Below are 23,235 nucleotides of genomic sequence, written 5' to 3' on the forward strand. Positions count from 1 at the left end.
GTCTCGCCCGGCAGTGACGCCGGAGCGGGAAACCGTCGGTCGCTCCAGACCGGCTGCTGCACATCAGAGAGAAGGCAGGTCGCCTGGTCGTGGTCCGATGGATTCGGTCGCTGCGCTGGTTGAAGGTGCTTCGGTTCGGCCGACGTGGAAGCCGTGGGCGAAGCAACCCCGACGGCACGATGCCGCTCATCGAGCACCTCTACGAGCTGCGATATCGGCTGGCGCTGGCCTTCGCCGCAGTGCTGGTGGGCGCGATCATCGGCTTCATCTGGTTCGACTTCGGGCCGGGGCCGATCCCGACGCTGTCCTCGCTGATCACCGGGCCGTACTGCTCGCTGCCGACGGACATGCGGTTCGAGGCCAACGACGGCACCTGTCAGCTGATGCAGACCACGGCCTTCGAGGTCGTCGGGCTGCGTTTCCAACTCGCGTTCGCCTCCGGTGCCGTGCTGTCCTCGCCGGTCTGGCTCTACCAGATCTGGGCGTTCATCACGCCGGGCCTCTATGCCAAGGAACGCAAGTTCGCGGGCATCTTCGTCGCCTGCGCGAGCGTCCTGTTCATCACCGGCGCGGTCCTGGCCTACCTGGTCGCGCCGGAAGGCCTGTACTTCATGGCCAGCTTCGGCGCCGGGAACTTCTTCACCGCCCTCACCGGCGGCGCCTACGTCGGCTTCATCCTGCTGCTGCTGATGATCTTCGGTATCAGCTTCGAGCTGCCGCTGCTGGTCGTCATGCTCAACCGGGCGGGCGTGCTGCCCTACGCCAAGCTCAAGAAGTGGTGGCGGGGCATCGTCTTCGGCCTGTTCGTCTTCGCGGCCTTCGCGACGCCGGGCCAGGACCCGCTGTCGATGGTGGTCCTGGCCTCCGCGCTGGTGCTGCTGTTCGGCATCGCCAGCCAGCTCGCCCGCGTGCACGACAAACGCAAGGCACGCAAGCTGGCTGCGGCGGGCCTCGCCGAACTGGACCCGGACACTCCCTCCGAGGTGGATCTGCGACCCAGCGAGACGCCGCCGAGCCAGAACCGCTACGACGACTCGACCTGATCGGGCACTGAGCGAGCCGCCGACGACCCCCGGCCGTAGACCGGCCGGGGTCATCGACTCGGGGCGCGGCAGGCCGTCGGCGTCCGTCTGACGCCTGCGGAGCCTCGCCTCGGCCGTGTTCGCTCCCGTGTCCTGGTCGGCCGAACCCGGCCGGGCGCAGCGTCTCGGGCGGCGGCGTCGGCCGAGTCAGCCGATCGACGTCGCCGTGCCGGAGATCCGCACCCGCCGGTCGCCCGGTTCGAGGTCGAGGAGCAGCTCGCTCGGCCTCCCCATGTCCTCGCCCTGGCGGATGCGGACCTGTAGCGGCTCCCGCACTCGACCCAGGGCATGCAGCAGTCCGCCGAACGCGGCTGCGGCGGCGCCGGTCGCCGGGTCCTCCACGACGCCCCCGATCGGGAAGGGGTTCCGGGCGTGGAAGCGGGTCGGCGACTCCGCCCAGAACAGGTTCACCGTGGTCCAGCCGTGCTCGTGCATCAGCTCGGCGAGGCCGTCGAAGTCGTAGTCCAGGTCGGCGAGCCGCTGCCTGCTCCCGGCGGCGAGCATCAGATGTCGGTTGCCGCCGAAGGCCGCCGTCGGCGGGAAGTCGGGGTCCAGATCCGACGCTGCCCAGCCGAGCAGGTCCAGTGCCCGCGTCACCGGCTCGGGTTCGAGCGGCTCCGCGAAGGTCGGGACGCTGGTCAGCGTGGCCAGGAGGCCGCCGTCCGACTCGCTGCGGACCTCCACGGGAATCTCGCCTGCCTGCGTGTCGAACACCAGCGGGCCCGGCCCGATCGACTCGCCGAGCGCGACGGCCGACGCGATCGTCGCGTGCCCGCAGAAGGCGACCTCGGCAAGCGGGCTGAAGTAGCGGATCAGATGACGACGGTCGCCCCGGCGGGTCAGGAACGCCGTCTCCGAGTAGCCGATCTCGGCGGCGATGCGCAGCATGTCCTGCTCGTCGAGTCCGTCGGCGTCGAGGAGCACCCCGGCCGGGTTCCCGCCGTCGGGCTGCCGACTGAATGCGACGTAGCGCTGGATGTCTCTCGTCATGCGGCCATTCTGCGGACCCGTCATCATCGAGACAAACGATGAATCGGGATGAATGCCATCGGCGATTCCGATGGACTGAGTGGCTGCGCCGAAGCGGTGGCGGCGTGCGCGACGACTCGTCGGGCCTCGGGTGCCGGGCCGGGCGCCGCGTCAGCCCGGTCGCAGCCGCAGGTTCTCATACGGCCGAGTGGGTGATCTCCGCGCGGCAGACGGCTCGGCCGAGCCCGTGACGTGCGACTCCGGCTCGGCCGATCTCGCCACTACCGGTCGAAGGATCGTCAGATTGTTGACAATAAATCGCTACCGGAGCTAGCTTTCGGTGACGTCCCGGCGGCGGAGTGTGGAGGTGCGTTCCATGACGATCAGTGGTGGTCTGCGTGCCTGGCTCTGTCTGCTTCGGGTCTTCTCATTCAGGCTGTGACAGCCCGTTTCGGGCGCAGCGGCGTGCGGCGGCGCGGATGGCGCCGCCGGTGCACGCATCCCTCATCGGCCTCAGCCGGACGCCCGACGGCGTTCGGCGGCTGCACGGCACACGGGAGGAGGTTCGGCTGGTGGCTCTCATCGACGACGACCCGCTGGTTCGGGTGACATGGACAGACCGCGATACCGGGGTTCGCGGATACCTGGTGGTGCACACGCTGGTGTCCGGCCTGGCCACCGGCGGCACCAGGATGCGCGCGGGCTGCACCCTGTCCGAGGTGGAGGACCTGGCCAGGGGCATGGCGATCAAGGCCGCGGTGTTCGACCTGCCGGTGGGCGGTGCGAAGGGCGGGATCGACTGCGACCCGAAGGACCCCAGGGCCAAGGGCGTGCTGCGCCGTTTCGTCCAGGCCATGCGCCCCTGGCTCGACGACCACTGGGTCACTGCGGAGGACCTCGGCGTCCCGCAGCACCTGATCGACGAGGTGTTCGGCGAGGTCGGGCTGGACCAGTCCTATCACGCCGCGATCCGCCGGTCCGCCAATCCCGAGCTGACCCTGCGCCGGGTCCGGGCGGGACTGAACTCGCCGGTGCCGGGCGGCTATCTGCTCGGCGACGTGGTGGGCGGTTACGGCGTCGCGCAGAGCTGTCTCGGCGTGGCGGCGGCGCGCGGCTGGCACAACTCCGACACGACGGTGGCCGTCCAGGGCGTGGGAACGATGGGCGGCGGTGCCGCCTGGTACCTGCACGAGGCCGGAATGCGGGTCGTGATGGTCGCCGACGCGGTCGGGGCGCTGCTCGACCCGGCCGGGCTGGACGTCCCCGCCCTGCTCGACGCCCGCGACCGCTTCGGCGAGATCGACCGGACCAAGGTGCCCGAGAGCGTGACCCGGCTTCCGAGGGAGGCCGTGTTGAGCGCCGAGGTCGACCTGCTCGTCCCGGCGGCCGTGTCCTACGCCATCACCGAGGAGACGGCCGACGCGGTGGCCGCCGGGGTCGTCGTGGAGGCGGCCAACGTCGCCACCACGCCCGCCGCCGAGCACAGGCTCACCGAGCGGGGCATCCCCGTCATGCCGGACTTCGTGGCGAACGCCGGTGCGGCGGCCTGGGCGTGGTGGCTGCTCCTTGGGCGAGTGGACGCGGACGCCGCGTTGTCGTTCTCGGTGCTGCGACAGGAGATGCTTGCCAGGATCGCCCCGTTGGTGGCCGACTGGGATCACGGCCGGGTGCCGCCGAGGGTCACGGCGCTGGCGCTGGCCGACCTGCAGGTGGAGCGGCACCGGGCTGCCGAGGCCGACGGGCTGCGGCTGGTGACGATCCCGTGAGACGACCGGCGGACGAGTCCGGTGGACGAGAGTGGAGGCAGTCGTGATCGTGCGTTCCGTGGCCGAGATCGAGGACGGCGACCGAGACGTCAAGACGCCGAACTGGCGGAGCAAGCGCATCGTGCTGGCCAAGGAGGGCGTGGGCTTCTCGGTCCACGAGACCACGCTGTATCCGGGGACGGTGAACGACTTCTGGTACGCGAACCACATCGAGGCCGTGTTCGTTGTCGAAGGCGAGGGCGAACTGCTCGACAAGGAGACCGGCATCGTCCACCAGTTGGCCCCGGGCACGCTCTATCTGCTGGACGGCAACGAACGCCATCAGCTTCGTCCGACGACGTTGATGCGCACGGTCTGCGTGTTCAACCCGCCGGTGACCGGTGCCGAGGTCCATGACGAGAACGGGGTCTACCCGTTGATCGTCGAGGAGGTTCGCGACCCGGCGGACGAACCGGCCGCGGCGGGCTGATCGCTGGCGGGCCGGCCGAGGCGGGGCTGACCGCAGGCGGGCGACCGCCCGCCGCCGAGACCGGTTCGTCGGCGCGTCGCCCCGGCCGGGTGCCTGACGAGACGGCCTCGGCTCCGCATCCACCACCGGCTCAGCCGGTGCAGGGCTCCTGCCGAAGAGCGGCCGCCGTTCGTCGACGTCCACGTCACGAACGGCGGCCGCCTGGCGGAGGTCCGTCGCCAGGGCGGCCTGCTCCATCGAGGCGCCGGATCGCGGACCGGGGCTACCCGGCTCGTCGTCGACCAGCCCGTCCCCGGCTGGATCGCCTGCCGATCGGCGCACGGCTCGCGCCGGGGGTCGCCACCCGCAGGATGTCGACCTCGCTGCGGATGCCGCCGCCCACCGACACCTCGGCCGCCGCCCGCATCGTCGCGACGACATCAAGGCACCGCCTCGGCAGATCGACCCGGTGCAGGCCGGCTCGGCAATGCCCATCGGGAGACCGTCCTGTTCCCGGGTTCCCGGGTTCCCGGGTTCCCGGGTTCCCGGGTTCCCGGTCGGGTGCGGGGCGGTGTACCACCTCGCCTCGTCGGGGCATCCGCGCCGGAACGGGCGGCATGGGAGCACCCCCGGCGGGAGACGACCCTTATGTCACGCTTGCCGACGATGCACGCGGCGAGAGGACGATGGTGACGAGCACGGGGCATCTCTCTGCGGACACGGCGGCGCTGCATCTGCGCGCCCGCCTGCTCCCGGAAGACCGGGAGACCGATCTGTGGATCGACAACGGGGCGATCAGCCGGGAGCCGGTCGACGACGCTCGGACGGTCGCCACAGGCGGCTGGATGCTCCCCGCGCTCATGGACTCCCACCTCCACATCGGGGTGGCCGAGGTCGGCGGGCCCTTGGACCTCGACGTGCTCGAGCGTGACCTGCAAGAGCTGGCCAGGACGGGCGTCGGCGCCGTCCGGGTGCTGGGGAGCCCGCAGCCGCTTCCCGCCGACGCACTCGCGAGGCCCGGCGGTCCGCTGGTCCTCACGGCCGGGGTGCCGGTCGCCGCACCGGATCGCTTCATACCCGGCTGGGGACGCCGTGTCTCCGACGAGGAACTGCCTGCCGCGTGCGTCGCCGAGGCGGGCCACGGCTGGAGCAAGATCATCGCTGACTGGTTCGACGACGAGGGAGGGTACGGACCGACCTTCTCGGCGACGGCGCTGACGGCAGCCGTCGTCGCCGTCCACGGTCGAGGAGCACGGGTCGCGGTGCATGCCCAGAGCGCCGCAGCCGGCCGCGACGCCGTGGACGCCGGGGCCGACACGATTGAGCACGGAATGCATCTCCCGTGGTCGGTCCTGCCCGATCTGGCGGCACGCGGCGGGGCGCTCGTGCCGACCGGCGGCGTCTTCGCCGCCTTGGCCTCGGCGATGACCGACGACGCCGTCCCCTCGGCGATGCGGCGCTGGTACGCCGATGGCTTCGCCGCACACCCCGGTCTCGTCCGCCGGGCGCGGGAGGAGGGCGTCACCGTGCTCGCGGGCACCGACCTGCCGGTCGGGGCGCTCGTCGACGAGATCCGCTGGCTGATCGAGGCGGGACTGCCGGTGGCGGACGCCATCGGTGCCGCGTCCTGGACCGCGCGCGAGGTGTTCGATCTTCCCCGGCTGCGTGCCGGGGATCGTGCCGACCTCATCTGGCTGGAGCATGATCCCCGCGAGGACGTCGAACTCCTGCGGACCCCGACGAGGGTGATCCTCGGCGGGCGCGAGATTCGCTGAGTCCGCCGGGCCGCGTCGGTCTCAGGCCTGCGAGCCGATCCCGCGTGGGTGCCGCGTCGCGTGCGACGGCAGGCGAGGCCGCCCGCGCCGTGCGTTCTGGCGCCGGTCGAGCCGCCGCCTTGATCGGCGCCCACCCTGCCGACCTGCTGCGACGAGACCTGCTCTGCCGTCGCGCACCCGGCCGTCCGGCGGGCCGCAGGCGACACGCCCGGCGAGCAGGCGGCCGATCGGATCGTCGGGCAGACGACCTGCTTGAGCCCCGAGGATTCGCAGCGAACACGACAAAGGCCCGCGAGCGTGACTTCGCTGCTCGCGGGCCTTCATCGGATGTGACGAGTGTGCCGTCGGCAGGATTCGAACCTGCGACACCTGCCTCCGGAGGGCAGTGCTCTATCCCCTGAGCTACGACGGCGTGTCGCCGTGGCGACGGGAGTAATCCTAGCGCACGCCGACAGGCGATTTTCCCGGGCCCATGGTCGACGGGGCGGGTCGATGATCGCGCTGGTCAGTGCCGGTCGGACGGCTTCGGCGGCGGCCGCGCTGCGCCGGCGGGCGGAGACGGCCGGTTCGCGGAGTCGGCGTCCTCGTCGATCGCGGCGGCCTGCTCGTGGGCGCTGATCTCGGCGAGGGTGCCGAGTCGCCCCCTGGTCGGTGACGAGGGGCGGCGCCGCTGCCGTCGGGCTGCGATCGAGTCGCCGAGTGAGCGCCCGCCCACCCGTGGCGCCCGGCCGCATCGGTCCACGGACTGGGAGTCGAATCGAGGATCTTTGCATTCATGCGCATGTCACTATATGTTCTGGGCGGAGGTGGTCATGGGACACGGTCACGGGCACGGAGTGCCGGCAGTCAGCGCATCGGGACGGCAGATGAAACGGCTCGCCCTGGCGTTCTTCGTCCTGCTCGTCTTCCTCGTCGTCGAGGTGGTGGTGGGCCTGGCGACGTCCTCGTTGGCGCTGCTCTCCGACGCGGGCCACATGCTCACCGACGTCCTGGGCATCGGGATGGCGCTGGCCGCGATCGCGGCATCGCGAGCCTCGGCACGCAAGGCCGCAGGCTCCTCCCGCACCTTCGGGCTCTATCGGCTGGAGGTGCTCGCCGCGTTGGCGAACGCCGTCCTGCTGCTGGTCGTCGCCTGTTTCATCCTCGTGGAGGCCGTCGGTCGCTTCGCCGATCCGCCGGAGGTGGCGGGCGGCCCCGTGATGATGGCGGCGGGCGCCGGACTCGTCGCCAACCTGATCGCCTTCCAGCTCCTGCGCTCGGGGGCATCGGAGAGCATCAACATGCGGGGCGCCTACCTCGAGGTCCTCGCGGACACGGTCGCCTCCATCGGCGTCCTCCTCGGCGGCGCGGTGACGGTGCTCTTCGGCTGGGCGCTGGCCGACCCGATCGTGGCCATCGGGATCGCGCTCTTCGTCGTGCCCCGCACGCTGCGGCTGGCCGCCCAGGCGCTGCGCATCCTCGTCCAGCAGGCTCCGGAGGGCCTCGACGTCGCCGAGTTGACGCGGCGGCTGAAGGACCTGCCGGGGGTCGCCGAAGTGCACGACCTGCACGTCTGGACGCTCACCTCCGGGATGGAGGTGCTCGCCGCCCATCTGATCGTGGCGGAGGGCACGGCGGGCTCCGATCCCGACGCCGTGCTGACCTCGGCACAGCGGATGCTGGCCGAGACGTATCGGATCGAGCACGCCACCCTGCAGATCGAGTCCACCGCCAGCGCCGTCCGCTGCCAGGAACTGACCTGGTAGCCGCCCGCCGAGGCCGAAGCCAGGAATCGCCGCCCGGCTTCGGCCGTCGGTCATGGACCGAGGAGAGCGCCGTCAGCTCTCCTGCCGGGTTCTCCCCGGTCGCAGAATCGAGTTGAGGTCGGCGACCGGCCCGAGGTGCGCCAGCTTGTCGGGGTTGGCGATCGAGCGGATGCCGGTGATCTGCCCGTCGGCGATGTCGAGCGCCCAGACCCCGAGCAGTTCCCGCCCCCGGTGCAGCCGGGCGCCCGCCCCGCCGTTCACCTCGACGGGGTGCAGGGACACCTCGGGAATCAGGGCACCCAGCCGGCCCCAGTTGACCACCAGCGTGCGTGCGACGCGGGCGCGTCCACGCAACGACCGCGCGAGGCTCGGGACCTTGCCGCCGCCGTCGCCCGTCAGCTCCACGTCGTGAGCCAGCAACGTCTCCAGGCCTGCGAGGTCGCCCTGTTCGACCGCCGCGAAGAATCGTCGGGCCAGTTCCTCGCGCTGCTCCCGCGTCGGCTGGAACCGAGGACTGCGCTGCCGGACGTGGCGCCTGGCGCGGCTGGCGAGCTGCCGCACGTTGCCCTCGCTCTTCCCGACGATCACCGCGATCTCCGGGTAGCCGTAGCCGAACACGTCGTGCAGCAGCAGCACGGCGCGCTGCTCCGGGGAGAGACTCTCCAACAGCACCAGCAGGGCCAGCGACAGGGAGTCGGCCGTCTCGGCGTGCCGAGCCGGGTCGTCCCGGCCGTCGGTGATGATCGGCTCTGGCAGCCATTCGCCGACATAGCGCTCCCGACGGGCCCGCGCCGAGCGCAGCTCGTTGATCGCCAGCCGGGTGGTCACGGTCGCCACGAAGGCCCGAGGCACCGCGATCGACTCGCCCCCCTCCAGCGCCTGATGCACCCGCAGCAGCGCCTCCTGCACCACGTCTTCAGCCTCGGAGACGCTGCCGAGCATCCGGTAGGCGATCGCGAATGCGCCGGGCCGCAGCTCGTCGAGCAGTCGCTCGTGATCGGTCATGCCGTGACCTCCTGCTCACTGTTCGACGAGTCGGCCGGACCGGCGGGCCTGGGCAGGATCGCCTGCCGCGCCGCACCGCGCGCGGCGGCAGAGCGGCCCTCGGTGACCGGCCGCCGTCGGAACCTCGGCACACGCGGCGCTCGCGCGGTGCCGAGCCGTCGGATCTGATGCCGCAGCCGCTTCCCGGCCAGACGATGCCCCGCGATCACCGGTCGCGGCCCTCGCTCGTCCGGCATCGGCTGCCGTCGGTCGCCGCCCATTCAGGAGCCGATCCCCGCGCGGGCCGAGAACTTCGCGCCTCGAGTCCCCATCTCCTTGATCACCACGGCGGGACCCCCGGCGACATAGGCGCGCAAGAGAGTGTCGTCGCGCCGGGTGAACTGGCCGACCGCGTCCTTCCGGCCCAGGGAGACGCCCCGCCCGAGGTAGCGCGCCGAGTACGGAGCGGGCGCGCGCCCGCCTGCCAGGAGCGCCACGGTGTCGGCCGCGTGCGCACCCTGCGGTCCGGCGACCTGACAGGCCATCCGGCCGCCCGTCGCCGCCGCGCAGTCGCCCACCACGAGAATCCGCTCGTCGGTGACGCTGCGCAGGGACTCGTCCACGATCGCCCGGCCCGATTCGTCGACCGCGAGACCGCTGCGGGCCGCCAGATCGGGTACGCCGCTCACGATCGCCCACAGGGTCAGATCGGCGGCGAAGGTCTCGCCCGACCGCAGGTGCACGACGCCGTCGGTCACCTTCGTGACCTCGTCGTCCACGATCTCGACGGTCAGCCGCTCCAGTCCGGCACGGACTCGTGCTTGCGGCCCTGGCGAGAAGGACCCGGCGACCGACGACCCGACGAGCCGCACCCGGAGATCAGGCCGCGCGGCCGCGATCTCCGCCGCCGTCTCGATGCCCGTCGGGCCGCCGCCGACCACCGCGACCGTGCTGCCGGCGCCCAGCGTGGCCAGCGCCTCACGTGCCCGCTCCGCCCCCTCCCAGGTACCGACCGGAACCGTTCCCGGCAACGGCTGCACCGTGCTGCCGACGGCGAGGACCGCGTAGTCGTAGTCGAGACTCCTGCCGTCATCGAGGGTCACGCTGCCTGCACCGACCTTGTCGACCGCGCCGACCAGCGACGTGATCCCCGTCCGGAGCATCGTCGTCAGGGGCGTCGCGGCGGCGGCCGTCCCCGCGACCCGCTGATGAAGCCGGACTCGCTCGACGAAGTCAGGTCGAGGGTTGATCACCGTGACCTCGGCCTTCGGCAGCTTCTTGGCCAGCCGGTTCGCCGCAGCCGTGCCCGAGTAGCCCGCACCGATCACCACGATCTTCATCCTGGTCTCCTAGGGAGGCGACGACCGCCTCGTCGGGGAATGTCTGCACCCTTCTTGACAGGACGGCGAGCCCGGCTGTGACAGCTCTGGGTCCGCGGATACGAGAGACGGCTGTGGAGCGGATGCCGGGGACCCGGTGGCAGCGGTCGCGGGAGGGTCGGCGCGCGTCCGGAGTCGAGGAGATCGGCGGAGACCCGGGTGCGGGTGAACACGAGGGCACCGACGGCCGGTGCAGGCGCGATGCCAGGTCGCGAGCGCAGGCGCGCCCGGCGCGGCAGCGACCGGCCCGGCGGAGGCGTTCCCAGGCCTTCTCGGTCTCACGAAGCGAGGCCGGGCGCCGACGGAAGGTCGGCGGTCGGCGGCCTCGGCGGGCCGCTGCGGCCGCTCGCGCCGCTCAGGCCCGCCGCCGTCGAACCGGCAGGCCGCTGAGTCCGAGCCCGTGCGTCGAGCCTCCGCCGGGGCGAAGCGCGGCGTGTGGTCGACGGGTGGGGTGGCCGGCCACACCACACGGCAGACCGCACGATTCACGGCCCGCGAGGCGGCAGGGGTTCGACGAGGACGGTCCGCCCGACGCCTGGCCGCGTCACCGTCTGTGAACAGCGGGACGCGGTCGGCTCAGCCTTCGAAGGGCAGCGGTTCGGCCCCGAGTTCGGCCAGCATGCCGACCATCTTCTGCGTCTCCGCCGTCTGATGGTTCAGGATGTTGCTCGCCAGATTGCGCACCTGGGGTATCGCGGCCCGTTCGGCAGCATAGGCCGCCATCTCCACGCCGCCCTCGTGGTGCCGCAGCATCAGCTGGAGGAAGTAGACGTCCAGTTCGGCGCCGCGCAGTGAGCGCAGGCGCTCCAGCTCGTCCGGGCTCGCCATGCCCGGCATCGCCTGTTCGGCCGAGGCCCCTGCGTCACCGCCGTGTCCGTGGCCCGCGTCGTCGCGCATCCAGGCCATGTAGCCCTCGGTGGGGGTCAACGGTCGGTCCCACAGGTTGAGCCAGCCCTGCATCCAGCCGATCTGCGTCCGCTGATTGGTGTCGATGTCGAAGGCGAGCGTGTCGATGCCGATGTCCTCGCCGTTGACGCGGTACAGGGTCGCCATCGTGGTGGCCTGGCGATGGTGCACCGTCATGTCCTGGGCGAAGCCGACGTCCACCGAGTTCTCCGGCGGCGCCGCGCTGTTCCCCGAGCCGGGCAGGCCGATGAGCATGCCCGCTGCGGCACCGAGCAGCAGCAGGGTGAGCACCGCCGCCGAAGCGACGAGGACACGCACCCAGTTCGTCGAGGAGGCGGATTCCCCCGTGTCCTCCCCTGCCTGCCCGGTCTCGGCCGGTCCGGTGTCCTCGGCGCCCGCTCCTACGGACTCGGTGCCCGCAGCGGCCGCGGCGGCACCGACACCCGCCTGCGCGTCGGACTCGCCGACGGCTGCGGAACCGGTCGACTCGGGGTCGGTCGTCCGCCGAGATCCGGTCTCGGCGGACGACTCGTCACCCTCTGGGATGCGTTCGGTCACGGTGCGGACGGCCCTCAGTCGCTGCTGGAGCCGTCGCCGGCAGGCTCCTCGGCGTCCTCGGGCTGATCGCCCTCGGTCTCCTCGGCGTCGGCACCGTTCTCACCGTCCTGCGCGGGCGCGTCCGGGTCCACCGGAGCGTCCGGGTCGACGGGGGCGTTCGGGTCGATGTCGCCCATGTCCTGGTCGCCCTCGCCGGTGAAGCCGCCGAAGTCCTCGGGGTTGCCGTTCATCGGCATCGAGTCGGGGCCGGGCTCGCTCGCGTCGAAGGCGGGCGGGGCGTCGATGTCGAAGGCGCCGGGGTTGGCCTGGCAGGTCGCGCCGACCTCCGGGTACGTGTAGGCGTTGAGCTGCAGCGCCATGATGAACTGATCGATCCGCTCGTCCTCGGCGTCGTCCAGCTTGAGCTGGTGCCCCCACGCCTGGAGGGAGATCGGGCTGTCCAGGTCCGGGTACGGCGACAGCATCATCGCGGGCTGGTTCTCGACCCGGTCGACGAGCAGGTCGAGCTGCTCGCCCTCCACCTGGTCAGGGTTGTAGGCGATCCACACCGCGCCGTGCTCGAGCGAGTGGACCATGTGCTCGGTGCGCACGGCCTCCTCGTAGACGACCCCGTCGCAGCCCGCCCAGATCTGGTCGTGCGGTCCGCCGAAGGGCGGCGACGACTCGTAGGCGACGCGCTGGGGCGAGAGCACGTGCTGCTGTGCCTCGAACTCCTCCACCACGATGCCCTCGATGTCGGTGGACGGATCTTGATTCTCCGCCGTCGGGGTGAACGCCCGGATGTCCGCCGTGGCGTCGTACCGGTTGTAGACGTAGAAGAAGACACCCGCCGCGAAGACGACGACGGCGAAGACCGCTGCCACGGTGCCCCACGGCCGCTGCTTCTGGGTCACCACTGCTGCTCGGGCGTTTCGTAGTGCCTTCGCACTCTTTCCGCTGGCCATCCCTGCCGGACCTCGTCTCCGTACCGCGCACAATGCTGACGTTGCCGGGCGCCAGTGTAGGGATGTCTCGTCAGCACAGAGTCAGCTAGATGGACCAATGCCGTCGGCGGGAGCGATCTGCGTCACGCGGGGCGGGGACTCCTCCTGCGCCCATCCCACGGACTGGGAGCAGGGTAAGGGCATGATGAGCAGGGAATACCCGACTCTAGAATCCACCAGGTGAGCGCCGAGGAGCTGGCCGAGCTGGTCCGGGTCGTCGCGGCGGACGTGCTGTCCGACCGGGGCCTGGACGTCTCGCTGCTGCCCGCTCCGGTCGTGGTCCGCCGCCGAGACGCCGTGTCGGACACGGACGGCGAGTACGCGACCACGTTCGCGTTGCGCGCGGCCGGTCCGGTGGGGCTGCCTGCCCGCGAACTCGCCGGACTGCTCGCGGACGGACTCGCCCGGGCACCGGGCGTGCGCGGGGCGGCCGCCGCTGGTCCCGGCTTCGTGAACATCGCCATCGAGCAGCCGACCGGCCCCGACGTGCTGCATCACGTCCTGCTGGCGGGCGCCGGGCACGGTCTTCCCGCCGACGGCGGTCTCGACCTCGACGCCCATGCCGACACCGTGCGCGTCGTGGATCAGGCGGGCGTGTCGGTGGGCGCGGCCGAGCGCTCGACGATGGTCGGCGCGGCCGCCGCCCGGTACCTGGTCGCGCGGGCTCGGCCGCACACCTCGGTGCGGTTCGACCCCGAGCGATGGCGTGGCCGCACCGACCGGAATCCACTCTTTCGGGTGCAGTATGCCCACGCGCGGCTGACGATGCTGCTGCGCGGCGCGGCCCTGCTGGGCGTCGCCCTGCCCGGCTCGGCCGAGCGGGCCGCCGGGCACGCCGAGCACGCCGACGGTCGGCCGGAGGACGTCACCCTCACCCGTAGGCTGAGCGAGTTCCCCTCGGTCGTGGCCGATGCCCTGCCTGCCCGACCCGACCGGGTGGCCCGATACCTGGAGGACCTGGCCGACGACGTCCGACGCCTCGCCGACGCCGGGCGACTGCTGCCCAGCGGCGACGAGCGGCCCTCGGCAGAGCACGCCGCCTGCGCGCTGCTCTGCGCGGCGAGTCGCCAGGTGCTGAACAACGGTCTTGCCCTCTTGCGCATGAGCGCTCCGGAACGGATGTGATGATGCGAGCGCACCCCGCTGGCCCCCGGCACGCCGACGTGCTGCTTCCCACGAACACGGCGGGCCCCCGCCCCGAGGGGAACACGCAGCTCGACGAGCTGCACCCCCTGGTGTGGCCGCGTCACGCGGCACGAGGGGCCGACGGCGCCGTGCGGTTCGCGGGCGTGGACGTCCGCGACCTCGTCGCCCGGCACGGCACCCCGCTGTTCGTGATGGACGAGGCCGACTTCCGGTCTCGCTGCGCCGAGTACGCCTCGGCGTTCGGCGACGCGACACTCGTGCACTACGCCTCCAAGGCCTTCCTCTCCACCACCGTCGCCCGCTGGGTCGACGAGGAGGGGCTCAGCCTCGACGTGTGCAGCGGCGGAGAACTGGCCGTCGCCCTGCGCGCCGACTTCCCGGCGGAGCGGATCGCCCTGCACGGCAACAACAAGTCCGTCGCGGAGCTGGAGGCGGCGGTCCGCGCGGGCGTCGGCGTCGTCGTGGTCGACTCCTTCCACGAGATCGTCCGACTTCAGGAGATCGCCCGTCGGCTCGGTCGCGTCCAGCCGGTCATGGTGCGGGTCACCGTCGGCGTCGAGGCGCACACCCACGAGTTCATCGCCACCGCCCACGAGGACCAGAAGTTCGGCTTCTCGGTGGCGGCGGGCCATGCGGCGGAGGCGGTGCGCCGCATCCTCAAGGGCGACACGCTTCGACTAATCGGACTGCACAGTCACATCGGCTCGCAGATCTTCGACGTCGCGGGCTTCGAGGTGGCCGCCCATCGGGTGGTGGGCCTGCTCGCCGACCTGGTGGCCGAGCACGGCGCGGCGGCACTGGCCTCGGTGGAGACCATCGACCTCGGCGGCGGGCTCGGCATCGCCTACACCGTCGACGACGACCCGCCGCCCATCGCCGAGGTGGCTCGTCAGCTACGGGACATCGTCGCGCGGGAGTGCGTCCAGGCAGGCCTGCGGGTGCCCAAGATCGCGGTGGAGCCGGGGCGGGCCATCGTCGGGCCGGGCACCGTGACGGTCTACGAGGTCGGCACGATCAAGGACGTCGAGCTGGGACACGACACCCGCAGGCGGTACGTGAGCGTCGACGGCGGGATGAGCGACAACATCCGTACCGCCCTCTACGACGCGGTCTACGACTGCAGGCTGGTCTCGCGCGGCGCGGAGGGCCCCGGCACGCTCTGCCGGGTGGTCGGCAAGCACTGCGAGTCCGGCGACGTGGTGGTCCGCGACTGCTGGCTGCCCGACGACCTCGCCCCCGGCGACCTGATCGCGCTGGGTGCCACCGGCGCGTACTGCTATGTGATGGCCAACGGCTACAACCGGGTGCTTCGTCCGCCGGTGGTCGCCGTGCTCGACGGCACCGACCGGGTGCTGTTGCGTCGGGAGACCGAGGACGATCTGCTGCGGCTGGAGGTGTCCTGACGTGCACGATCAGAACGGTGCTCCGATCACCATCGCGATGCTGGGCTGCGGAACGGTGGGCAGCGAGGTCGTCAGGCTGCTGGCCGACCAGGCGGCGGACCTGACGGCGCGGGTGGGCCGACCGCTGGTGGTGACCGGCGTCGCGGTGCGCAGGCCGCACCGGCATCCCGACGTCGCCCCCGAACTGCTGACGACCGACGCCGAGGCGCTGGTGGACAGCGGTCCCGACCTGGTCGTGGAGGTCATCGGCGGGATCGAGCCCGCCCGCAGCCTCCTGCTGCGGGCGCTGAAGGCGGGCACCTCGGTGGTCACCGCGAACAAGGCGCTGCTCGCCGAGCACGGGCCCGAGCTGTATGCGGCGGCCGACGCCTCCGGCGCCGACCTCTACTTCGAGGCCTCGGTGGCCGGGGCGATCCCGCTGCTGCGCCCGCTGCGCGAGTCGCTGGCGGGCGATCGGATCGCCAGGGTGATGGGCATCGTCAACGGCACCACCAACTACGTGCTCTCCGCCATGGACGCCACCGGCGCGGGCTATGCCGAGACGCTCGACGAGGCGGGTCGGCTCGGCTACGCCGAGGCGGACCCGACCGCCGACGTCGACGGGTTCGACGCGGCGGCGAAGGCCGCGATCCTGGCGTCCCTCGCCTTCCACACCCGAGTGCGAGCCGAGGACGTGCACCGGGAGGGCATCAGCGGGCTCAGCGCCGCCGACGTCGCTGCGGCGCGGACGCTGGGTCGCACGGTGAAACTGCTGGCCATCTGCGAACGAGTGGTCGACAGCACGGGCACCGAGTCGGTCTCGGTGCGCGTGCACCCGGCGATGATCCCTCGGGACCACCCGCTCGCCTCGGTCGGCGGCGCGTTCAACGCGGTCTTCGTCGAGGCGGACGCGGCCGGACAGCTCATGTTCTACGGGCAGGGCGCTGGCGGCGCGCAGACCGCCAGCGCGGTGCTCGGCGACGTGGTCGCGGTGGCCCGCAATCGGGTGGCGGGCGGTCGAGGCCCCCGCGAGTCGGCCTATGCGGACCTGCCGGTACGGCCGATGGGGCAGACGCCGACGAGATACCACGTCAGCCTGGACGTGGCGGACAAGACCGGGGTGCTCTCGCAGGTCGCGACGGTCTTCGCCGAGCACGAGGTCAGCATCGCCGTCGTGCGGCAGGAGGGCCGTAGCGACGATGCCAGCCTGGTGCTCGTGACGCACACCGCGAGCGACGCGGCCCTGCGGTCGACAGTGGACAAGCTTGCCGGTCTCCCCGCCGTGCGCGAGGTGGTCAGCGTGATGCGAGTGGAGGGTGAGGAAGCGTGAGCGGCAACGACGCCTCGGTGGTCGATCCCGTGGCGGCCCGGCAGTCTGCGCGATCGGGCTGGCCCGGAGTGATCGAGGCCTACCGGGACCGCGTCTCGATCCCGGCGGGTGCGCGGGCGGTGACCCTGCACGAGGGTGGGACGCCGCTGCTGCCCGCGCCGTACCTGAGCGAGCGCTCCGGCGCGACGGTCTACCTGAAGGTCGAGGGGGCCAACCCCACCGGCTCCTTCAAGGACCGAGGCATGACGGTGGCGATGACCCACGCGCTGCACGAGGGCAGCAAGGCGGTGATCTGCGCCTCCACCGGGAACACCTCGGCCTCGGCCGCCGCCTACTCCGCCCGGGCGGGCCTGACCTGCGCGGTGCTGGTCCCCAGCGGCAAGATCGCCCTGGGCAAGATGGCGCAGGCCGTCGCCTACGGCGCCCGCATCCTCCAGGTGGACGGCAACTTCGACGACTGTCTTGAGCTCGCGCGCAAGACCTCCTCCGAGCATCCGATCACGCTGGTCAACTCCGTGAACCCGGTGCGGATCGAGGGCCAGAAGACGGCGGCCTTCGAGATCTGCGACGAGCTGGGGCGCGCCCCCGACCTGCACTTCCTGCCCGTGGGCAACGCGGGCAACATCACGGCCTACTGGCGGGGATACGCCGAGTACGCCGAGGACGGCGTCGTGGACTCCACGCCGAGGATGTTCGGCTTCCAGGCGGCGGGCGCGGCCCCGCTGGTCTCTGGCGAGCCGGTCGCCAGGCCCGAGACCATCGCCACCGCCATCCGGGTGGGCAGCCCGGCGTCGTGGGCGGGCGCGGTGGCGGCGCGGGATGCCTCGAACGGCCGGTTCGGCGCGGTGACCGACGAGCAGATCCTGGAGGCGTATCACCTGCTGGCGCGGCGGGAGGGCGTCTTCGTGGAGCCCGCCTCGGCGGCAGGGGTGGCGGGGCTGTTCGCCAGCGTGGCCGAGGGGCGCGTGCCGCCCGGCTCGGTCGTCGTGTGCACGGTGACCGGACACGGACTGAAGGACCCGGACACGGCCCTGGGCACGCCGGTGCGGGTCGAGCCCCTGCCGGTGGACCCGGCGGCCGTGGCGAGGGCCTTGGAGCTGGTGTGACGCGCCTGCGGGTCACGGTGCCCGCCTCGACTGCCAACCTCGGGTCCGGCTTCGACGCGCTGGGGCTGGCCCTGGACTGGCATGACGTCGTGACGGTCGAGACGGCACCCGCCGGTCTGGTGATCGAGGTCGAGGGGGCCGGGGCGGGCGAGGTGCCCACCGATGACGGTCACCTGCTGTTCCGGGCGTTACGCGCTGCGGTGGAGGCGGCGGGCGAGTCGGTGCCCGGCCTGGTCATCCGCTGTGCCAACACGATCCCGCACTCCAGGGGGCTGGGTTCGTCGGCCGCTGCGGTGGTGGCCGGGGTGGCGGCGGGCTGTGCGCTGGTCGGCCGACCATTGGACGAGCGGGCGCTCGACCTGGCCGCCCGCTTCGAGGGACATGCCGACAACGCTGCGGCGAGCCTGTTCGGCGGGCTGGTGGTCGCGTGGCGCGACGGGGACACGGGGCCGTTCCGGGCTGCGCGGCTGGAGCCGCACGACACCCTGAGTCCTGTCGTCCTGGTGCCTGCGACCGAGTCGACGACGGCGGTGACGCGGGGTCTGCTCCCGGAGCGAGTGCCGCTGTCGGACGCCGCCTTCGCGCTGGGTCGTGCCGCCCTGGCGGTCACGGCGCTGACCAGCAGACCGGACCTGCTGCTGCCCGCCATCGACGACCGCCTGCACCAGCCCTATCGGGCTGCGGCCTGGCCTGCCACGATGGCCGTGGTGACGGCGCTGCGAGCGGCGGGGGTGCCCGCCGCCGTCTCGGGTGCGGGGCCGTCGGTGCTCGCGTTTCCCGAGGCGGGTGTGCTGCCGGAGTCGGTCGAGGTCGCAGGCTTTGCGGTGCACCCGGTGGCGGTCGATCCGACCGGGGTCCGGGTCGTGATCGAATGACCCGGCAGCCGGCCCCCGACCAGGACGGACTCCGACGTGCCGTAGGGTTGGGGACACTACGGGGGGACACGCTGGCGGTTCCGTTGTTGCATGTGGTTGGTCAGCGGTCTACCCTCGAAGGAGATCAGTCACCGGGCGCACGGGCGCCGGTGCAGTGCCCGAGTCATCAGTATTCGGGCCGCATCTCTCACCTCACGCTGGTCTCTTCACTCTTCATACGAGGTCAACGCTGGTGAGTACCCGAACGCCCTGGTGGCAGAGGGAGCCCGCGAAAGCGGTCCCGTCGTCCTCGTGGATACGGGGTGTCAGCGTCAGGAATCGCCGGTAGCGAGCGAGCAGGGTGCGCGTAGGTACGGAACCTCCAGGGCAGGTCGCTGTCAGGAATCTTCGCCTTCGCCCACACTGTCGCCCTGCATCCGCAGTGCGACAGGTCCGCTGGCCCGCGTAGAGAGGCGCGGACCGGTCAGGAAGGACATTAGTGAGCAACACCGAATTGTTGAGCGGCGAGGCGGCCACCGCCGGATCAGCCGCGGGCCAGACAGAGACGGGTGAGCCGAGTTCACGCCAGGACGTCGCAGGTCAGGGGGATGTCGTGACTCAGTCGAATGGCACGCCTGCCCGTCGTAGGGGCGGCCTGTCCGGGATGGTGCTGGCCGAGCTGCGCCAGCTCGCGGGCGAGCTGGGCATCTCCGACACGACCGGAATGCGCAAGGGGGATCTGATCGCCGCAATCCGGGAACGCCAGGGCGGTTCCACTCGGCGGACTTCCGCGCCGCAGGCCGAGGCGCCTGCGCAGTTGGCGGTCGAGATCCCGGAGAAGCCTGCCACTCCCAAGGCAGAGACTCCGCAGCCGACCAAGACCGAGGACGCCCCTGCCCAGTCCGGCGGAGAGGCCGAGGAGGAGGGCGGTCGTCGCGGGCGCCGTCGTCGCTCGTCGACCCGCTCGGCAGGCAGCCAGGAGCAGACCGACGGTCGAGGCGACCGTTCCACGGGCGAGGACCGTGCCGAGCGCAACGGTCGCGACGACCGTGGCGGCGAGCGTCAGGAGCGCGGCGAGGGCCGAGGCCGTGGCGAGCGTCAGGAGCGCGGCGAGGGCCGCGACCGCGGTGAGGGTCGGGACCGTGGCGAGGGCCGCGAGCGCGGCGAGAACCGGGACCGTGGCGAGCGTCAGGAGCGCGGCGAGGGCCGCGACCGTGGCGAGGGCCGGGACCGTGGCGAGCCGAGGGACTCGCGGGACAACCGCGACGACGACGATGACGAGGCAGGCGGCGGCAGGCGGCGCGGCAGGCGCTTCCGCGACCGCAGGCGTGGCCGCACCCGCACCGAGGGTGGCAGCGGCGGCGGCGGCGGTGTCGCGAACGAGCCCGAGGTCCGCGAGGACGACGTGCTGCTCCCGGTCGCCGGAATCCTGGACGTGCTGGAGAACTACGCGTTCGTCCGCACCTCGGGATACCTGGCCGGATCGAACGACGTCTACGTCTCGCTGTCGCTGGTGCGCAAGTACGGCCTGCGTCGCGGTGACGCGATCACCGGCGCGGTGCGCCAGCCGCGCGACAACGAGCAGCAGCGGCAGAAGTTCAACCCGATGGTCCGGGTCGACACGATCAACGGCCTGGAGCCGGACGCGGTCCGCAACCGGCCCGAGTTCACCAAGATGACGCCGCTGTACCCGAACGAGCGGCTGCGGCTGGAGACTGAGCCGCACGTGCTCACGACTCGGGTGATCGACCTGGTGATGCCGGTCGGCAAGGGCCAGCGGGCGCTCATCGTCTCGCCGCCCAAGGCGGGTAAGACGATGGTGCTTCAGGCCATCGCGAACGCCATCACCACGAACAACCCCGAATGCCATCTGATGGTCGTGCTCGTCGACGAGCGGCCTGAAGAGGTCACCGACATGCAGCGCTCGGTCAAGGGCGAGGTCATCGCGGCCACGTTCGACCGGCCGCCCGCAGACCAGACCACCGTCGCGGAGCTGGCGATCGAGCGGGCCAAGCGGCTGGTGGAGCTGGGCTTCGACGTCGTCGTGCTGCTGGACTCGATCACCCGACTGGGCCGGGCCTACAACCTGGCCGCGCCCGCCTCGGGCCGGATCCTCTCCGGTGGTGTCGACTCCACCGCGCTGTACCCGCCCAAGCGGTTCCTGGGTGCGGCGCGCAACATCGAGAACGGCGGCTCGCTCACCATCTTCGCCACCGCTCTCGTGGAGACGGGATCGACCGGTGACACGGTGATCTTCGAGGAGTTCAAGGGCACCGGCAACGCCGAGCTGAAGCTCGACCGCAAGCTCGCCGACAAGCGGACCTTCCCGGCCGTGGACGTCGACGCGTCGAGCACGCGGAAGGAGGAGCTGCTGCTCTCGCCGGACGAGCTGGCCGTGACGCACAAGCTGCGTCGGGTGCTGGCCGCGCTGGACGACCAGCAGGCGCTCGACCTGGTGCTCACGCAGCTCCGCAAGACCCGTACCAACATCGAGTTCCTCATGCAGGTGGCCAAGAGCACACCGGGCAACGGCGATCAGTGATCGCCTGCCGCTAGCCGAGCAGGCCCGGTCTCGACAACGAGGCCGGGCCGTCTCGTTCACCGCCCCCGCAGGCCGAGGCCGGACCCCGGTCCGTGGCCTTCGTCTCGATGACGAGCGGCGGAGCAGGCCTGACGGGGCGCGCTTCGGCGGATCGGCTGCCGCCTGACCTGCCAGGCCGTCGAGATGCCTGCGATCGGGTTCCGCGCGGGCCGTCCGATCAGCGACACCCGACCCGGAAGGCACCCCAGCAGCCCGCCCCGACCAGCCCGATCGCCAGCGCGATCGGCACGGGCAGCTCGATGCCGTCGATCATCAACGCGGGCAGCAGCAGTACTCCGACGTACGCCCACCCCGCCCAGCGCAGAGCACGGATGCCGTGCCAGTCGACGTCGACGCTGGTCACCATGGCTATCGCGGCCGCAGACCCGAACAGGATCGGGCTGGACAGGGCGACGTCGGTGCCTGCGACCGCGCAGATCGCTCCGGCCAGTCCGACGACCGTCGCCAAGAACAGCGGCGGCAGGAGAAGCCACGACCGCACGGTCACCAGATCGGCCACGCGACACAACACCGAGACAGGATGCTGGTTCGATCTCGAATCCGCATGCCTGGCGGCGCCGAGTCTCGGCGGGCGGTCGTCCTCGCGCGTTGGATGGCACCCGTGGCGACCAGGGACGCCGGGATCGCGGAACAAGTCCGCATCTGATGGCGTTGCAGGGGGCGGTCGGCACATCTGGCAGACTGAACAGTCGAGTCCGGCACCGGTTCACCCCTGGTCGAGAAGGCTGTGCGCGAAGCGCCGCAGCGGGGACCCGGCGGCCACGATGAAAGGGACAAGACGTGAAGAGCGGCATCCACCCCGAGTACTCCACCACCCAGGTCAACTGTGGTTGTGGGAACAGCTTCACCACGCGGAGCAGCAGCACCAACAACTCGATCACCGTCGAGGTCTGCTCCAACTGCCACCCGTTCTACACGGGCAAGCAGAAGATCCTGGACACCGGCGGCCGCGTCGCCCGGTTCGAGGCTCGTTACGGAAAGCGCGCCAAGTAGCCGCTCCTTCGGCGCCCGCACCGCTGCCTGAAGCAGTGGTCGGGCGCCGTTGTCGTGTCGGCTGCCCAACGAAAGGGATCGGTGGATGGACACCTCGGCGCTGGAGGCCTTGTCCTTCGAGTTCGGCGACCTGGAGGAGCGGCTCGCCGACCCTGCGGTGCATTCCGATCACGCCCTGCTGCGCAGGCTGAGCAGACGACATGCCGAACTCGCTCCGGTGATCCGCACGGCACGTGAGCTGGAGCAGACCCGCGTCGATCTGACGGCCGCCCGCGAACTGATCCTCGAGGACCCGGCGTTCGCCGCCGAAGCCGAGGAGCTGGCCGCCCGCATCCCGATCCTGGCCGAACGCCTCACCGAGCTGCTGCTGCCGCGCGACCCGCACGACGCCTCCGACATCGTCCTGGAGATCAAAGCGGGGGAGGGCGGCGAGGAGTCGGCGCTCTTCGCCGCCGACCTGCTGCGCATGTATCAGCGCTACGCCGAACGCCAGGGCTGGCGGACCGACGTGCTCGACGCCAACATCTCCGACCTCGGCGGCTACAAGGACGTCACGGTCACGGTGAAGGGCGGGAGCACCGGCCCGGACGGCGTCTGGTCGCGACTGAAGTTCGAGGGCGGGGTGCACCGGGTCCAGCGGGTGCCCGTGACCGAGTCGCAGGGGCGGATCCACACCTCGGCCGCCGGGGTCCTGGTCTTCCCCGAGGTCGAGGACATCGAGATCGACATCGAGGAGAAGGATCTGCGGATCGACGTGTTCCGGGCCTCCGGCCACGGGGGGCAGAGCGTGAACACCACCGACTCGGCGGTGCGGATCACCCACCTGCCGACCGGACTGGTCGCCTCGTGTCAGAACGAGCGCAGTCAGCTGCAGAACAGGGCTCGCGCGCTGCACGTGCTGCGGGCCCGCCTGCTCGCGTTGGCCGAGGAGGAGGCCGCCGCCTCCGCGTCGGCGGCTCGGCGCAGCCAGGTCCGCACGGTGGACCGCTCGGAGCGGGTGCGCACCTACAACTTCCCCGAGAACCGGATCTCCGATCACCGGGTGGGATTCAAGGCACACAATCTCGATCAGGTGCTGGCGGGGGAGCTGGACCAGGTGCTGGACGCCCTCGGCGAGGCTGATCGCCGAGAGCGGATGGAACAGGCGGGGCAGGCTCGCTGACCCGGCCACGCCGTTGATTCCTGAGCTGTCGACGCCCTGCCACCGGCTTCGTCGCCTGCCCGGAT

General features: G+C 71.6%; 19 protein-coding genes and 1 tRNA gene. 13 read left to right on the plus strand and 7 right to left on the minus strand.

All coding sequences use genetic code 11. The features are described 5' to 3' along the window. The first annotated feature begins 179 nt into the window (after positions 1–179). The gene (gene tatC, locus UA75_RS06965) at positions 180–1,043 is read left to right on the plus strand and encodes a twin-arginine translocase subunit TatC (protein ID WP_083682991.1); all 864 of its coding nucleotides are present in this window, start codon (positions 180–182) and stop codon (positions 1,041–1,043) included. A 186-nt stretch (positions 1,044–1,229) separates the two neighbouring features. Here tatC and UA75_RS06970 read toward each other — a convergent pair whose 3' ends face one another. Beyond that, positions 1,230–2,072: a PhzF family phenazine biosynthesis isomerase gene (locus tag UA75_RS06970; protein WP_075739554.1), complete on the minus strand. Its 843-nt coding sequence runs from the start codon at positions 2,070–2,072 to the stop codon at positions 1,230–1,232. A 551-nt stretch (positions 2,073–2,623) separates the two neighbouring features. Between UA75_RS06970 and UA75_RS06975 the strand changes: the two genes are divergently transcribed. From UA75_RS06975 to UA75_RS06985, 3 genes are all read left to right on the plus strand, one after another. Further along, the gene (locus UA75_RS06975) at positions 2,624–3,817 is read left to right on the plus strand and encodes a Glu/Leu/Phe/Val dehydrogenase dimerization domain-containing protein (RefSeq protein WP_075743500.1); all 1,194 of its coding nucleotides are present in this window, start codon (positions 2,624–2,626) and stop codon (positions 3,815–3,817) included. A gap of 43 nt (positions 3,818–3,860) precedes the next feature. Further along, positions 3,861–4,286, plus strand: a complete 426-nt coding sequence (locus UA75_RS06980) for an ectoine synthase (protein WP_075743501.1) — start codon at positions 3,861–3,863, stop codon at positions 4,284–4,286. Positions 4,287–4,951: 665 nt separating this feature from the next. After that, positions 4,952–6,040: an amidohydrolase family protein gene (locus tag UA75_RS06985; protein ID WP_075739555.1), complete on the plus strand. Its 1,089-nt coding sequence runs from the start codon at positions 4,952–4,954 to the stop codon at positions 6,038–6,040. Between the two features lie 339 nt (positions 6,041–6,379). Here UA75_RS06985 and UA75_RS06990 read toward each other — a convergent pair. Then, positions 6,380–6,452 (minus strand) — tRNA-Arg (locus tag UA75_RS06990). Positions 6,453–6,852: 400 nt separating this feature from the next. On the opposite strand from UA75_RS06990, the gene UA75_RS07000 reads away from it, so the two are divergent. Further along, a complete protein-coding gene (locus UA75_RS07000; RefSeq protein ID WP_075743502.1) occupies positions 6,853–7,785 on the plus strand; it encodes a cation diffusion facilitator family transporter in 933 nt (310 codons plus the stop codon). 72 nt (positions 7,786–7,857) lie between these two features. Here UA75_RS07000 and sigJ read toward each other — a convergent pair whose 3' ends face one another. The 4 genes from sigJ to UA75_RS07025 form a co-directional block, all read right to left on the minus strand. Beyond that, positions 7,858–8,790: an RNA polymerase sigma factor SigJ gene (gene sigJ / locus UA75_RS07005; protein WP_075739557.1), complete on the minus strand. Its 933-nt coding sequence runs from the start codon at positions 8,788–8,790 to the stop codon at positions 7,858–7,860. Positions 8,791–9,050: 260 nt separating this feature from the next. After that, positions 9,051–10,109, minus strand: coding sequence for an NAD(P)/FAD-dependent oxidoreductase (locus tag UA75_RS07015; protein ID WP_075739559.1), 1,059 nt, complete (start codon positions 10,107–10,109; stop codon positions 9,051–9,053). Positions 10,110–10,724: 615 nt separating this feature from the next. After that, positions 10,725–11,612 (minus strand): DUF305 domain-containing protein, encoded by an 888-nt coding sequence (locus UA75_RS07020; RefSeq protein ID WP_318533291.1) that lies wholly within the window; start codon positions 11,610–11,612, stop codon positions 10,725–10,727. Positions 11,613–11,626: 14 nt separating this feature from the next. Continuing rightward, entirely contained in the window at positions 11,627–12,505 is an 879-nt protein-coding gene (locus UA75_RS07025) for a DUF3105 domain-containing protein (protein WP_404799963.1), read from the minus strand. A gap of 270 nt (positions 12,506–12,775) precedes the next feature. Between UA75_RS07025 and UA75_RS07030 the strand changes: the two genes are divergently transcribed. The 6 genes from UA75_RS07030 (at position 12,776) to rho (ending at position 20,955) form a co-directional block, all read left to right on the plus strand. Continuing rightward, positions 12,776–13,720, plus strand: coding sequence for a DALR anticodon-binding domain-containing protein (locus UA75_RS07030; protein ID WP_075739561.1), 945 nt, complete (start codon positions 12,776–12,778; stop codon positions 13,718–13,720). 2 nt (positions 13,721–13,722) lie between these two features. Next, the gene (lysA, locus tag UA75_RS07035) at positions 13,723–15,144 is read left to right on the plus strand and encodes a diaminopimelate decarboxylase (RefSeq protein ID WP_075739562.1); all 1,422 of its coding nucleotides are present in this window, start codon (positions 13,723–13,725) and stop codon (positions 15,142–15,144) included. 1 nt (position 15,145) lies between these two features. Continuing rightward, positions 15,146–16,453, plus strand: coding sequence for a homoserine dehydrogenase (locus tag UA75_RS07040; RefSeq protein WP_257787502.1), 1,308 nt, complete (start codon positions 15,146–15,148; stop codon positions 16,451–16,453). Between the two features lie 29 nt (positions 16,454–16,482). Continuing rightward, a complete protein-coding gene (thrC, locus tag UA75_RS07045; RefSeq protein ID WP_075743505.1) occupies positions 16,483–17,559 on the plus strand; it encodes a threonine synthase in 1,077 nt (358 codons plus the stop codon). Further along, positions 17,556–18,434 carry a homoserine kinase gene (gene thrB / locus UA75_RS07050; RefSeq protein WP_075739563.1) on the plus strand — a complete coding sequence of 293 codons (879 nt, stop codon included), beginning with the start codon at positions 17,556–17,558 and terminating at the stop codon, positions 18,432–18,434. Before thrC ends, thrB begins: the two co-directional genes overlap by 4 nt. 478 nt (positions 18,435–18,912) lie before the next feature. Further along, positions 18,913–20,955, plus strand: coding sequence for a transcription termination factor Rho (rho, locus tag UA75_RS07055; protein ID WP_075739564.1), 2,043 nt, complete (start codon positions 18,913–18,915; stop codon positions 20,953–20,955). Between the two features lie 217 nt (positions 20,956–21,172). Here rho and UA75_RS07060 read toward each other — a convergent pair whose 3' ends face one another. After that, positions 21,173–21,526 carry a hypothetical protein gene (locus UA75_RS07060; RefSeq protein ID WP_157434041.1) on the minus strand — a complete coding sequence of 118 codons (354 nt, stop codon included), beginning with the start codon at positions 21,524–21,526 and terminating at the stop codon, positions 21,173–21,175. A gap of 269 nt (positions 21,527–21,795) precedes the next feature. Here UA75_RS07060 and rpmE point away from each other — a divergent pair, with 269 nt between their 5' ends. Then, the gene (gene rpmE / locus UA75_RS07065) at positions 21,796–22,008 is read left to right on the plus strand and encodes a 50S ribosomal protein L31 (protein ID WP_075739566.1); all 213 of its coding nucleotides are present in this window, start codon (positions 21,796–21,798) and stop codon (positions 22,006–22,008) included. A gap of 85 nt (positions 22,009–22,093) precedes the next feature. Then, positions 22,094–23,170 carry a peptide chain release factor 1 gene (prfA, locus tag UA75_RS07070; protein ID WP_075739567.1) on the plus strand — a complete coding sequence of 359 codons (1,077 nt, stop codon included), beginning with the start codon at positions 22,094–22,096 and terminating at the stop codon, positions 23,168–23,170. The last annotated feature ends 65 nt before the right edge of the window (positions 23,171–23,235 follow it).

Source organism: Actinoalloteichus sp. GBA129-24 (assembly GCF_001941645.1).
GTDB lineage: Bacteria > Actinomycetota > Actinomycetes > Mycobacteriales > Pseudonocardiaceae > Actinoalloteichus_A > Actinoalloteichus_A fjordicus.